Below are 12,941 nucleotides of genomic sequence, written 5' to 3' on the forward strand. Positions count from 1 at the left end.
ATACAGTATATTTATATGAGTATAAAACGTATAGAAATAACATCAGTTAAAGGACGGGTATAGAAGTGAACGAAAGAAATACATCAAAGTCTATTGTGTTACCCTTAATCATTTCCATTGTTGCAATATCGTTTGCTGCAATTTTTGTGAAATGGTCTAGCGCACCAGCTACTATTTTAAGTATGTATCGTATGATATTAGCCTGTTTATTATTAGTGCCGGTTGTGTGGTTTAAACGGGATGAATTTAGGAATATAGGAAGAAGAGAATGGAGTTTATTATTTTTTTCCGGACTTTTTTTAGCATTACATTTTGCACTGTGGTTTGGTTCGTTAAAGCTAACAACAGTCGCAAGTTCAACGATCATTCTTGCTTTGCAACCGATTATAGCATTAGTTGGTGGAGCACTTTTATTCAAAGAAAGAACAACAACTGCAGCTTTGACAACGATGGGAATTGCTGTTGTAGGAGCTGTAATGGTCGGTTGGGGAGATTTCGGTTTAAGTAAAGACGCAATTATTGGGGATATCCTTTCCTTTTTAAGTGTAATTGCCGTTGTTGGGTACTTGTTAATCGGTCAAAATGCAGTGAAAAAAGTCTCTCACTGGATTTATAGTTTTTGTGTTTTTGGTTTTGCAGCGATTGCTTTAATCGTATATAACTTAGTAACAAATGTAGCGATGGGTGGATATGATGCAAAAGAATGGGGAATTTTTGTTTTACTTGCAATCGTACCAACGATTTCTCATGTGATTAATAACTGGTTGTTAAACTATGTAAATGCCACCACTATTTCCATGAGTATTTTAGGTGAGCCAGTTGGTGCAACGATACTTGCGGCTATTTTCTTAGGTGAGCGTCTTGTGGGCTGGCAAATAGTAGGTGGATTGCTTGTTTTGCTTGGTGTTTTTCTGTTTTTAACGCAGCAAATGAGCAGATATAAAAAATCTAGTAGGAGTTGACTAACTGGACCAAACCTTTAAAAGCAAAAGAGGTTTCTCTAAGTGGATCGAATAATCTACTTGAGAGAAGCCTCTTCTATTAGTTTAAAAAGCCGCCTTCTATTAATAATTCTTTAATTTCCTGTTTGGTCATTAACTTTTGTTTCGTATCTAGAAGAACGGTAGGTATGGACGTATTCCCTTTCTCAGAGGCCGTGGTAGAAATTCGTATGAGATCTTTGTTAAGGACGGTTGCAAACCGGGCTTCATTCTCAGCTACTAACACTTCATGAAGTTTTTCTCCATTTCTTGCCCCTATTTCTAATATATCTACGTCTTCCTTTTGAAAATGGTCAATAAGTACTTCCGCTAAATCGAGAATCTTACATGCATTCATATGCATGACAAAAATTTCTCCTCCGGTGCCCAATTCAGCGGCTTGAAGAAGCACTTCTATCGCGTATTGAGGTGTTACAAAATAACGTGTCATTCTTTTGTCTGTAATCATAATTTGGTTTTTTTCTTCTAATTGCTTGATAAACAAAGGCAGGACACTTCCACTACTTCCTAGTACATTTCCTCCTCGAATGCAGAAGAATTTCGTGGTAGAACTTGTTTCACTTGCGTGGATGATTAATTTTTCACCAAGTGCTTTCGTCATTCCGTAAGTGTTAGCTGGATCTGCAGCTTTGTCTGTAGATATATACATTACTTTTTTTACATTATTGTTCGTAGCCGCTTCAATGACATTGTAAGTTCCCAATATGTTTGTCTTGAATGCCTCAATTGGGTTTTCTTCGCAGACGGTAACATGTTTTAATGCGGCTAAATGAAAAACATAGTCTACTCCTAAGCAAGCTGCGTTTAAAGTGTCCCTATCTCGTATGTCACCAATGCAAAAGTGGAGCCTCGTATCTTCAAAATTTCTTCTCATCATAACTTGTCTATTTTCATTTCTTGATAATATAGTAATTTTCGTAGGGTTTAAGGTTAAAAGCTGTTTGATTAACTCAATACCCCATGAGCCTGTCCCCCCGGTTACTAATATCGATGAATTTGTAAACACTATTTTCTTCCTCCCAGATTATTGTTTTTTTCCCTGAGATGATTGATTCTTTCGCTTATTTTGCTGTTAAGCGAATTCCACTTAGCACCTCTTCCCATAGTTCATGATTTCCTTCCCATTTATCTGTATTAGGAAATTCAATGGAACAAACCTTCTCTAAAGGCCAATTTTTCTCTACAATTCCTGTAACAGGGGTATGATTGATCAGCAATATACTAAAATCATGTTTGACTAGTTTGGATAAAATATCTTGTAAATCAGCAGCATCTCCCAATGTCCCTTCTGTTCGGACAAACAAAATCCGTTTCGCGGTCTTCATTTTGGATAGAAATCGTTGAATTCTTCTTTCGTATTTCTGCATGACTTCATCGTAGGAACCTAAATACTGAAGTGTATTCTTATCTCTACCGAAATCATGGTTAGACACTATGTTATATCCATCATCCGCTACGCAAATACAATCATCCGCATATCCAATGATTCGAAGGTTTTCATAATCCATAAAACCAACAAACCGATTTTCTAATAGTCGGTTAATATCTGATAATTGCGGACTTGCCATCCAATCTAGCACTCCAGAATACGGTCTTAAATTATTTTTTTTTAGTTGAATAGATCCTAAACAAAGATCCCCTAAACTAAAAATTGCATCATACTTTCCTTTAAGCTGAGCTAAATCCATTTTTTCACCTCCCTATATCTATCAAATAAGTATGAAATGCGAAAAAAGTAAATTTCACAATCCTCCTTATTTAATAGTTAATGCGGAAAATCAAAGTGAACAAGGGCTGAAATCCTACATACTAAAAATAAAAAGATGATCTCGTTTATGTTCCAAGATCATCTCCAGTATTCTAGTTTATAAATTATTTATTTCTGGATTGAAGTTGATAATTTCCATAATGATTGGAGTACCTGCCGGGATTTCCGAGTCTTCTGGAAGTGAAATGAGCAATGAGCCAACTCCATCTTCTCCTGCCGTATAGGCGAAGTTATCATCCATCTGTAATACACCATTAATGTAAACATTAAAATAACTATTGTTCATATTTAATGAAGGCAAGTTCTGAACCACTTCACCACTGTCGTCGAAAAAACCTGATGCTTCGATTTTATAGGTACTTACATCTAGGATGGTTTCTGCTACCTCATGGAATAGACGTGTTACCACCGGTGCAGCCGAAACTGTTTGATTTGGAATTAAAGCAAGCTTAATAATTTTTAATGACAAAATTGTTCCTCCTTTTAACTTCTTTAACAACATATGAATGGATGCATGAAGGAGTTATACCAGGACGAGCAAAAAGAGCAAAATAAGAATAAGGACCTAAGGCGTACACATATTTTACTGAGTGTGTATACACTAACTTTAACTTCATTTTTTAATCTCATATGATTGGAGGGTTAGCGTGAAGAACCAACCCTATATTCCAAGTAAATCCAACGCATATTTTCCTCGTAAAGTTATAGGGTCACTGACAGTAACAAGGGAAGAGACTAGATTCGTTCCTCCTAAACAAATTATTAGCCACGAATTTTTTGTATTAGCTGATGGTAAAAAAAGAGTGTACACAGAAAGTGATGCACTGAGTGAATATGGAATTCAACAAATTTGGAATCCTTCGCAAATCGCCTATATGAATCTTTTTATAAATGGTATATTACAGCCAAAAGTGAATTACGAAGTAACAGAAGGGAAAATTATTCTACGAACCGAGGATGTTCCAGCTGAAGGCTGTCCGATTATTTTACAAATGATTAAAGTAGGGGAATGACAAAAAAACCATCATTAGCCCAGTTTATTTTTCAAATTCAAAATAAGAATAGAGTATTCGGTTTAAATAGGGAGATGTATAGATTGAAAATATTGTTAGCAACATATTGGCCTATACCCCATCTAGGCGGGGTATGGAATTATATAACGCAACTTAAAAAGAAGTTAGAATTACTTGGGCATGAAGTAGACGTGCTTGGCTATGACGAGGCCAACTTGAATATTTGCATGGCAAGTAGTGGGGAGAAAGTTGGTAGAGACAAGTTGCTACCATTATTACAAGCCAAGTTAAATACACGAAATTATCCTGAGTTGTATGAGAATAAATTAGTGGAGTACACAGAATTCCAGCGATACGTTTTTGAGTTAGGGGCAGCTTACTTCGGCTTAGAGAAATATGATCTGATCCATACACAAGACGTAGTTTCCACGGCTTGTATCGATCGAATACGACCATCTCATGTCCCGCTTGTAGCCACTTTACACGGTTCTGTAGCACACGAAATACATCATCAATTAACTACTGTTCATAAATCCCCTAATGCTTTCATGGCAAAAGCTTATTATGATGAGCTTGAAAAGAATGGAGCATCCTCTGCTGAAATTACAATTGTAGCAAACAATTGGTTGAAAAATATTCTGACGGATGAATTTGAAGTAGTAGAAGATCAAATAAAAGTACTTCATTACGGATTTGATACGGAAAACTTCATCAAGCAAATGAAGGTGAAATCGCTTATTTCTCCCCCGAAAAACAAAAAAGTCATCATTTATACTGGTAGATTGGCTGAGCTAAAAGGTGTACAGCATCTTCTAACAGCACTAGTGAAGCTTAAAAAAGTACGACAAGACTGGGTATGTTGGATAGTGGGATCTGGAGATGAAGAAGCAAGATTACGCACTAAAAATAAGGTCCTTGGTTTAGAGGATTATGTCTATTTTCTAGGAAAGCGTGATGATGTCCCTTCCTTATTAGGAAAGTCGGATATATACGTACTACCAACCTTATTAGAAAACCAACCACTGTCTTTGATTGAATCACAGATTGCTGGGAAAGCTGCAATTGTTAGCGATATAGGAGGACTTCCTGAAATGGTAGAACATAAAGTGACAGGTCTATTAACACCTCCTGGCGATGCGGATGCCTTATATAAAAACTTGGATTTATTACTTAGTAATGAGCAACTTCGACGAAACTTGGGATCCAATGCGAAAAAGTGGGGTATGACACACTGGTCTATTGATCAAGGGATGAAAAGTTTGCTAGAAATTTATAAAGAAGCCATTATTATGCGCAAAGCTGGTGAGCAAAATGTCTCGAATGATTCAGTACATTAAACTTTTTTTTATCTCTTTGCTTATTAAAGGAAGGGCATTATGGAAGAGAATATGGGGCTCTATATTTCCTCGAAACGCTATAGCCGAAGAAGAAACCACTTTTGTATCCCCTGAAAAATATGATTCTATGTTTTTATCGAAAGAAAAAGGTAAGGATATACGTGTTTCGGAGAAGGTATGGGACCAGATTAAACAAACAGTACCGGAACAATTAGTTTTTCCTAATCCGAAATCGGTTAGCGTGATTAAAGCTATGAAGGCAGATTCTTTTAATTACTTGTTTCATAAACCAACTGCTACCTCCCAAGTATATGTGGATCTAAACGTCTGGAACAAAGTCGTAATCAACTTGCCGGAGGAGTACGTATTGCCAACGCCACTCTTTGGAAAAGTTACGAAGCCAATGAACAGTGAATACTATGATAGCTTATTTTTACAAACTATAGGGTCGGAGAAGGTTTTTGTAGATAATCGTGTTTGGGAACAGATTATCAAAAACCTTCCGACCGAATATATCATTCCAAATCCACGTGCGAACATATTAATTCGACCTTCTCAAGGGAATGGTCATATACCTAAATTGATAAAGCATCAGTTATAACATGCTTTCCTATCACTCTCTATCGATGAATGAAGGGTAATTCGCTTTGGAGCGCAATTCCTTTCTATTCATCCATTTTTATGCCAAAAGGTTCTTCTTTGGCACCTGTCCCATCATTTTCTTTTTAGTTTGCATATAGTAAGAAAAAATAAAGGGGATAAAAGCATGAAAGTGATTGTTTCGGGTGGGGCTGGTTTTATTGGTTCGCACCTTGTGGATGCATTAATAGCTAAAGGAATAGAAGTTCATATTCTAGATAATTTAGTTTCTGGCCAGCTTGAACAGGTAAATCCTAATGCATTTCTTCATGTCGTGGATATTTGCAGCGAAGAAGCGAGAAAAATTGTCTTAGATGTTCGTCCGGACGCTTTTTTTCATCTTGCAGCACAAGCGGACGTAGGAAAATCTGTTCAAAACCCTAAGTATGATGCAGATGTGAATATTATTGGAACTATTAACATGCTAGAAGCTTGCCACCATGCAAAAGTGAAGAAATTCATTTTCGCTAGTACGTCAGCCGTATATGGTAATTTAAATAAGGAATTACTTACAGAAGAAGATGTGTCCATACCTGCTTCCTATTACGGTTTGTCCAAATTGACTGCCGAGTCATATATAAGGCTTTTTTATGAGCTTTATAGACAATCGTATACCATTTTAAGATACGCAAATGTATACGGACCGAGGCAATTGCCAAAAGGAGAAGGTGGGGTAGTTTCTGTTTTCTTCGATCGCATTAAAAAGGGTGGGAATATACATGTACATGGGGATGGCAATCAAACAAGGGATTTCATCTATGTAAAAGATATAGTCGCTGCCAATAWTGCTGCACTAGTATCTGGAGATAAAGAAACAATCCAGGTCAGCACTTCACAAAGAACCTCGATAAATGAAATATTAAACCTATTCATAGAACTTCATAGTATGAAAGTTACGAAGGAATATACGTCACCCAGAGAAGGGGATATAAAACATAGTTGTCTTTGTAACAAGAAAGCACAAAGTCTTCTAAAGTGGCATCCTACTTATACAATCGAAGAGGGATTGAAAGAGACGTATGCCTATCATCAAAACCTAGATAAAGAGTCAGATGAGGTGGAAAAGCGTGCGTAATCCATGCTTGGAAACTAAGGGGATAATCCGATGAACGAGAAGTCTCATTTATTGATAACAGGGGCAAGCGGTTTTACGGGCATTCATGCCTGCCATTATTTTAAAAAAGCTGGATATGACGTGACAGCTGTTTCTAGAACTTTACAAAGCAAAGCGTTGGACGAAAGAATCCATTTGGTACAGTGTGACTTAACGGATAAACAGCAAGTGAGAAACCTAATACAAAAGACAAGACCGGATAAAGTGCTACACCTTGCAGGGCAAAATAATGTGCAGGAGTCTTGGTCGGACCCCATTACTTCCCTTGAAGCAAACGTACTATCTACCGCCTATTTAGTTGAAGCCATTCGACAAGAAAATATCCAATGTAAAATAATTGTCGTTGGTTCAACCCTTCAATTCGATTTGCAACATATTTCTTCTCTTCAACATCCGTATAGTTTAAGCAAAACAATTCAAGTACTAGTAGCTCAAAGCTGGGAAGCGCTTTACGGGCTAGACATAATAATTGCAAAACCTTCTAATTTAATAGGACCAGGTATATCTAAGGGAATATGCTCCATACTTGCGAAAAGGGTAGCCCAAATGGAAATGCACCATACAGAGAAAATACTTACTGTAAATAATCTTTATGCACAAAGAGACTTTCTAGATGTGAGAGATGCCATTCGTGCATACGAAAAGCTTTTCAACATTGGGAAAGCTGGTTCTGTATACGAGATCACTTCGGGCAGGTCAAGATATTTAAAAGAGATTACTGATTTGCTCCAAACCTTATCTTCTGTTGAAATAGACATACAATCCTTGGAGAATAGAAAAGAAACATTAGATATCATTTCACCATCGCTATTATTAAAGACAGGTTGGAGTCCGCTAATTCCATTTGAAAAATCTATGGAAGATATATTAAATTATCAAAGAGAAAGCCTCCTTTAGAATTCACTATCTAAAGGAGGTTCTATTTGTGTTATGGTTAAAGAAAAAGGAGAACTACTCATGTACAAATATACATATGCACAACCAATTTCAATTGAAACTACACCTATTACATCCGTATATAATGAAGAAAATATCGTTACCTACAAATTTCAAAGGCATTACGCTAATGGGATCAAAAAATATATAGACAAGCTAATGGATTATCGGTATTTTTTACAATATGACGTATATGACCTAGAAGAACAACTTGTGTTTACATGCAAGAAGGTGACCAGAAAAGGCAGGGTCTATTATGAAGCTTACGACTACTTGCAGAAAGAAAAGTATACGGTTGCTTATGATAAATGGAAAGAGCTAATTCCAGATTTAATCATTTCAAATGGTCAGATGCAAATCAATATACAGAAAGAGATAGAGGGTTGGTCACGATATCTCTGGAATGATAAAGAAATTGCTAGATGGAAAGCAGATGTAGAAGAGGAATTTATCATCCAGTTAGAAATAGCAGAAGATTCACCAATTCAACATGCCGCATTTTTTATCGGAATTAGTCAGTGCGTGTTGTTTATTGGAGGGTGACACTAGATTAGGAGAAAGATGGTTAAGCTATGAAACATTTAGATAAAAAAATACTAATTCCTATAGTGACAGTCCTTCTATTTATTATTTATGCTTCTTATATCACGATACAATCGCCGCTTATTGGTATTTATCTTGAAAATGAAAATAACGAATGGAAAGTGAATCAACTATACGACAATGGTTGGGCATATAACAAAGACATTAAGGTTGGCGATATTTTAACAAAGATAGATGGTGAGTGCCCGGAACAGAACAGTCAAATTTCGAAACAACAAATAGTTAGAACAGCGGAAAGTTTGACTTTTTTAGGTGAAAATGGGCAAGAGAAAAACTTCTCTGTTTCTTACGCATCCGTACCAGGTCAGCTTTTTTCGCATTTACTTATTCCATTACTATATTTGATACTTACTATATACGTAGCTACCTATATATACCGAAAACAAAAGGAAGAGTTATCCGCATTAATATTAATCCATTTTTTACTATGTGTCGCTATAGCTTATGGGAGCGCAGGTGCTTCAAGCCGTGGAGATTTTGTAGCCCGAATGGTAAATGGAGTAACACTTGTAGGTTGTCTTGTTCTTTATATCCAATTTTTAAAATCTTTTTTAGAGAGTTTTAGGGTAAGGTTTATCAGTCAATCAACCTTATGGAAATTACTCTGCCTTCCATTATTTATTTTATTGGCAAATATAATTTCTTTATTCGTCCCTTCATTAAGGGGTGTTCAACCACTGGTGGAATTGGGGATGTTCAGTTTCTTACTTCTGTTTATTTTTGTTTTGTTTATCAAAAGCTACTCTAAGTATAAAAATCAACCTGGTAGCCAAGCAGTTAAATTACTTGTCTTCATTCTTGTTTTAGCTTTTTGTCCATTTGCATTTTTGTATGCAATTCCGGCAGTCCTTTTCTCAACACCCATTGTGAATGCTGAATTTGCGGTTATGTTTCTAGTTTTCATTCCTATTAGCTTTATCTATTTACAACTAACGGAAAAGTTATTCGATATTGACTATATTTTAAACCGATTTAAATATTACACAGTTCTAGCATTTCCATTTGCAATCATTATTTGTCTAATTATTGGCTTATGTTTGAGAGAAAAAATATCTCACGGGGAATTTTTTATTATCTTTATCCTTCTTTTTGTTGGTAGCATTATCTTCTTATACGTGAAAGAACAAATGGATTACTCAAATAGAAAGTATATGTATTCAATGAGAGGGAATTTACAAACGAATTTGTACACCTTTTATCAAAAAACAAAAGATGAGCACAAAGTACAAATGGTTGTGAATCGAATTTTAAACGAGATGGAAAGCACACTGAACCTAAAAAGCGTAACGTTTGTAGAAATACATCAGGAGGAACTAACGAAAGCTTGGAAAGTTCAATGTTTTTCCTCGGATACTTTTATAGATCGAGTGGAATTGGAAAAAGTGGAATGGGAGAACAAATCGATTGGAGATATTTTTACTTTTTCAAGGGGGTTTGCCGTAGTCGTTGGTAGTTACGTTGGTATTAAAAAAATTATATTATGTGATGAGAAAAAGTCGGGAACAAAATTGGAAAACGATGAGAAAATATGGATTGAAATGATGGCATATTTTGCAAATGTAGTCGTAGAAAATATGAAGCTAATTGAAGGTTTAGTAGAACAAATTGACCAACTAAAATTGAAAGAAGCAGATGAGCATCCAAAATGGTTATCTAGATTATTATTTGCACTTTCGGAAAAAGAACGGGCCAATTTATCCAATGACTTACATGATTCCATATTACAAGAACAATTGCAGCTGTTACGGGAAGTGGATAGCGTGTATGACATGTTAGACGATCCAGTGATAAAAGATAGATTGAACGAGATGAAAGAGCAAATGTTGGATAATGTGCATCTCATTAGAGAAACATGTATGGAGCTTAGGCCGCCGTTACTAACTGAACAAGGTTTAAAGGAATCTCTCCATAGGTTAATCCGTCAAACAAAACTGCGCTGTAACTTTCTTCTTTATGTATCAATAGGTGAAAATATTCACCAGGGTAAAGAAGAAGAGCTTATTTTCTATCGCATTTTCCAGGAGTTACTTAATAATGCAATGAAACATTCCCATGCCAAACAAGTAAGCATCCAATTTTATCAAATCGATCAGTCCATTTTCTTACAATATGAAGACGATGGGGTAGGGTATGACCTAGCAAACGAGGAATGTTCATTTAGCTCCATGGGATTAGTAGGGATAAAAGAAAGAATTAGAAGTATCGATGGTAGTATAGAAATAATCTCATCTAAAGGGCAAGGGATGAAAATCAAAATCGAAGTGGTAAAGGAGATGATGTGAAATGATTGAGGTGCTAATTGTGGACGATCACCCGTCCGTAAGTGAAGGGACAAAAGTTATTATAAATCAACAAAAGGATATGAATGTTACTGTCATGACAAATAGCCTAGAAGTTATGGAACACATAGAGCAAGTAAATTACGATGTATATTTAATCGATTTATATATGCCCGGATTGAATGGTTTGGAACTGATGAAGCTAATTAGGGAGAAAGAGCCAGAGTCTATTATTCTCATTTATACTGGTTTTGACATCGAAATTCATTACAATTTGTTAATAGAAGCTAAAGTATCGGGTTTTTTAAGTAAAACAGCAACAGGAGATCAAATTATTACAACTATTCGATGTGCCTTACGAGAAGAGGTCGTACTTCCCTTAGGCCTATTTCGTCAACTTAAAAGAATGGAGATACCATTAGCAGGTGCATCTGATAAAGAAACCCCTTTAGTAAATATTCGTTTAACAGAAAAAGAGCAAACTATTTTAAGGGAAATAGAAAAAGGTTATACGAATAAAATCATCGCCAGAAATTTAATTATGAGTCAACGAACAGTGGAATATCATTTAACAAAAATTTTCTCCAAACTAGGTGTTGAATCACGAATGGAAGCTGTACTGAAAGCACAAGAACATCAGCTACTATAGATAGATCATACGTACATCAKAATGGAAGGAGGACGTGTGATGAACGGAACGGCAATGTTAAAGATGACACTATCAATGGCGATTTTCGGTTCCATCGGCTTTTTTACAGTGAAAACCGGTATACCAGCAGTAGAGTTAGTTTTTGTACGATGTATTTGCGCTACGCTTTTTTTAGGCTTCTGCTGGTTCATTACCGGACAACACAAAGTGGAGGTTTGGAAGAAACGTGAAGTTATACAAACGCTTATTTGTGGTATCTTTCTAGTGTTGAATTGGGTATTTTTATTTAAAGCATTTGAGGAAATGTCGATTACAGTAGCCATCTCTATTTATAATTTAGCTCCTATATTTGTATTAATATTAGGCAGTTTGTTTTTAAAAGAGAAGATGACTTTTACATCCATACTAGCAATTATCATTTGTTTTCTTGGAAGTATATTTATTATCGGTATTCAAAATTTTGCTTCCTTAACTGACTTCATAAGCTCAGGTTTTGTGTGGGCTTTGTTATCAGCCTTGTGTTATGCGATGACGATGTTACTGGGGAAAGGGATTAAAGGTTTAAGTGCATATGCGATGACGTTTATGCAAACGACGATCGGTATTTTGATATTATTTCCTTTCATGAATTTCGACGTATTTCATGGTTTAAGTAGTTCGAATTGGTTTTATATATTAGGGACTGGCTTGATACATACGGGTTTTGTATATTACTTGTTTTTTGATAGTCTTCGCAAATTATCAACAGTGGTCATATCCGCTTTAGTTTTTGTTGACCCAGTTGTGGCTATTTTACTTGATACAATTATTTTAGATTTCCGTCCATCCTTTTTACAAACTATTGGTATTTTACTTATTTTTGGAGGTATTATTTACACACTGATCAAACCAAATAGTAATGCTGAAATAGAAGTTTGAAAATGAGCGAGAAAAGGAATAATGACTATACAGGATAAATAGAGGAGGAAAACAAATGGGAAAACTGACACTAAAAGAACAAGTATTACTTGCCCATTATATTTACAATTTCATAGAGGACAAGGAACAATCGAGACGTGAGTTGGAACAGGTCTTGCAAGATAGCCTACAGGAAAATTACACCAAGGCTTTAGAAGAGCTCGGCCAAGAAGGATTAGTGGACAGTACTACAGAGGACGGAAAACAACGAATTACGAATGAAGGGGTATTATATATAGATAATATTTTACACATTCAATCGGAATCAACGGACGGAAACAAATTAGCCTATGTAAAAGATAACCTTCTGACTTATGAAATAACGTTTACAAAAGATGAGTTAAAGGCATTTGTTTATAAGCATGTAGGTATTACAGATGAGGATAAATAATATTGAAAAACGTTTGACTAGAAAGTTTAGTCAAACGTTTTTTTGCGTTTTAGAAAATAATAAAGTCTGTAGCGTATGGATAACTTTTTCTAAACAATATAGGGAAACTGCGTGGTAGTGAGGCGAATAAAGTGTCCGCTGTGATTTTCGCTACAGTCGTACGCTTTCCGCCGGGTGAGCGATGAGCCATCCCCGCCGCCCTTAGGCGTACGTTGGGATGTCTCATTAGCCCACTCATCCGGCAGGAGTCGACG

At 35.9% G+C, this 12,941-nt stretch carries 15 protein-coding genes; 11 read left to right on the top strand and 4 right to left on the bottom strand.

Annotation, left to right across the window (positions count from 1 at the left end; translation table 11 throughout):
* The first annotated feature begins 59 nt into the window (after nucleotides 1-59).
* On the top strand, nucleotides 60-962 hold the full coding sequence (locus tag AC1DFT_RS16120) for a DMT family transporter (protein WP_478159908.1): 903 nt from the start codon (nucleotides 60-62) through the stop codon (nucleotides 960-962).
* Between the two features lie 79 nt (nucleotides 963-1,041).
* Here AC1DFT_RS16120 and AC1DFT_RS16125 read toward each other — a convergent pair whose 3' ends face one another.
* The 3 genes from AC1DFT_RS16125 to AC1DFT_RS16135 form a co-directional block, all read right to left on the bottom strand.
* On the bottom strand, nucleotides 1,042-2,007 hold the full coding sequence (locus AC1DFT_RS16125; protein WP_478159874.1) for a polysaccharide biosynthesis protein: 966 nt from the start codon (nucleotides 2,005-2,007) through the stop codon (nucleotides 1,042-1,044).
* Between the two features lie 55 nt (nucleotides 2,008-2,062).
* Complete coding sequence (locus tag AC1DFT_RS16130) at nucleotides 2,063-2,689, bottom strand: DUF1796 family putative cysteine peptidase (RefSeq protein WP_478159876.1); 627 nt, start codon at nucleotides 2,687-2,689, stop codon at nucleotides 2,063-2,065.
* 177 nt (nucleotides 2,690-2,866) lie between these two features.
* Nucleotides 2,867-3,238 carry a DUF4183 domain-containing protein gene (locus tag AC1DFT_RS16135; RefSeq protein WP_478159878.1) on the bottom strand — a complete coding sequence of 124 codons (372 nt, stop codon included), beginning with the start codon at nucleotides 3,236-3,238 and terminating at the stop codon, nucleotides 2,867-2,869.
* Between the two features lie 178 nt (nucleotides 3,239-3,416).
* Here AC1DFT_RS16135 and AC1DFT_RS16140 point away from each other — a divergent pair, with 178 nt between their 5' ends.
* The 10 genes from AC1DFT_RS16140 to AC1DFT_RS16185 all read left to right on the top strand — a co-directional run bounded on the left by AC1DFT_RS16140 (nucleotide 3,417) and on the right by AC1DFT_RS16185 (nucleotide 12,687).
* The gene (locus AC1DFT_RS16140) at nucleotides 3,417-3,782 is read left to right on the top strand and encodes a DUF4183 domain-containing protein (protein ID WP_478159880.1); all 366 of its coding nucleotides are present in this window, start codon (nucleotides 3,417-3,419) and stop codon (nucleotides 3,780-3,782) included.
* Between the two features lie 83 nt (nucleotides 3,783-3,865).
* Nucleotides 3,866-5,119, top strand: a complete 1,254-nt coding sequence (locus AC1DFT_RS16145; RefSeq protein WP_478159882.1) for a glycosyltransferase family 4 protein — start codon at nucleotides 3,866-3,868, stop codon at nucleotides 5,117-5,119.
* Complete coding sequence (locus tag AC1DFT_RS16150; RefSeq protein ID WP_478159884.1) at nucleotides 5,094-5,720, top strand: hypothetical protein; 627 nt, start codon at nucleotides 5,094-5,096, stop codon at nucleotides 5,718-5,720. The genes AC1DFT_RS16145 and AC1DFT_RS16150 overlap by 26 nt, the downstream gene beginning before the upstream one ends.
* A 165-nt stretch (nucleotides 5,721-5,885) precedes the next feature.
* A complete protein-coding gene (locus AC1DFT_RS16155; RefSeq protein ID WP_478159886.1) occupies nucleotides 5,886-6,833 on the top strand; it encodes an NAD-dependent epimerase/dehydratase family protein in 948 nt (315 codons plus the stop codon).
* Between the two features lie 30 nt (nucleotides 6,834-6,863).
* Nucleotides 6,864-7,769 carry an NAD-dependent epimerase/dehydratase family protein gene (locus AC1DFT_RS16160; RefSeq protein ID WP_478159888.1) on the top strand — a complete coding sequence of 302 codons (906 nt, stop codon included), beginning with the start codon at nucleotides 6,864-6,866 and terminating at the stop codon, nucleotides 7,767-7,769.
* 33 nt (nucleotides 7,770-7,802) lie between these two features.
* On the top strand, nucleotides 7,803-8,351 hold the full coding sequence (locus AC1DFT_RS16165; RefSeq protein ID WP_478159890.1) for a tubby C-terminal domain-like protein: 549 nt from the start codon (nucleotides 7,803-7,805) through the stop codon (nucleotides 8,349-8,351).
* A gap of 29 nt (nucleotides 8,352-8,380) precedes the next feature.
* The gene (locus tag AC1DFT_RS16170) at nucleotides 8,381-10,693 is read left to right on the top strand and encodes a sensor histidine kinase (protein ID WP_478159892.1); all 2,313 of its coding nucleotides are present in this window, start codon (nucleotides 8,381-8,383) and stop codon (nucleotides 10,691-10,693) included.
* Between the two features lies 1 nt (nucleotide 10,694).
* A complete protein-coding gene (locus AC1DFT_RS16175) occupies nucleotides 10,695-11,339 on the top strand; it encodes a response regulator (RefSeq protein ID WP_478159894.1) in 645 nt (214 codons plus the stop codon).
* Between the two features lie 39 nt (nucleotides 11,340-11,378).
* Nucleotides 11,379-12,257 carry a DMT family transporter gene (locus tag AC1DFT_RS16180; RefSeq protein WP_478159896.1) on the top strand — a complete coding sequence of 293 codons (879 nt, stop codon included), beginning with the start codon at nucleotides 11,379-11,381 and terminating at the stop codon, nucleotides 12,255-12,257.
* A 55-nt stretch (nucleotides 12,258-12,312) separates the two neighbouring features.
* The gene (locus tag AC1DFT_RS16185) at nucleotides 12,313-12,687 is read left to right on the top strand and encodes a hypothetical protein (protein WP_478159898.1); all 375 of its coding nucleotides are present in this window, start codon (nucleotides 12,313-12,315) and stop codon (nucleotides 12,685-12,687) included.
* Between the two features lie 49 nt (nucleotides 12,688-12,736).
* Here AC1DFT_RS16185 and AC1DFT_RS16190 read toward each other — a convergent pair.
* On the bottom strand, nucleotides 12,737-12,941 hold a 205-nt coding region (locus tag AC1DFT_RS16190), incomplete at its 5' end, for a hypothetical protein (RefSeq protein WP_478159900.1).

This window comes from Psychrobacillus sp. 05T411 (assembly GCF_056396485.1).

Excerpts from the sequence above, each read along its gene's own strand:
- AC1DFT_RS16180 (WP_478159896.1), top strand. The coding sequence starts at position 11,379 with ATGAACGGAACGGCAATGTTAAAGATGACACTATCAATGGCGATTTTC.
- AC1DFT_RS16130 (WP_478159876.1), bottom strand. The coding sequence starts at position 2,689 with ATGGATTTAGCTCAGCTTAAAGGAAAGTATGATGCAATTTTTAGTTTA.
- AC1DFT_RS16150 (WP_478159884.1), top strand. The coding sequence starts at position 5,094 with ATGTCTCGAATGATTCAGTACATTAAACTTTTTTTTATCTCTTTGCTT.
- AC1DFT_RS16185 (WP_478159898.1), top strand. The coding sequence starts at position 12,313 with ATGGGAAAACTGACACTAAAAGAACAAGTATTACTTGCCCATTATATT.
- AC1DFT_RS16165 (WP_478159890.1), top strand. The coding sequence starts at position 7,803 with ATGGTTAAAGAAAAAGGAGAACTACTCATGTACAAATATACATATGCA.
- AC1DFT_RS16170 (WP_478159892.1), top strand. The coding sequence starts at position 8,381 with ATGAAACATTTAGATAAAAAAATACTAATTCCTATAGTGACAGTCCTT.
- AC1DFT_RS16160 (WP_478159888.1), top strand. The coding sequence starts at position 6,864 with ATGAACGAGAAGTCTCATTTATTGATAACAGGGGCAAGCGGTTTTACG.
- AC1DFT_RS16175 (WP_478159894.1), top strand. The coding sequence starts at position 10,695 with ATGATTGAGGTGCTAATTGTGGACGATCACCCGTCCGTAAGTGAAGGG.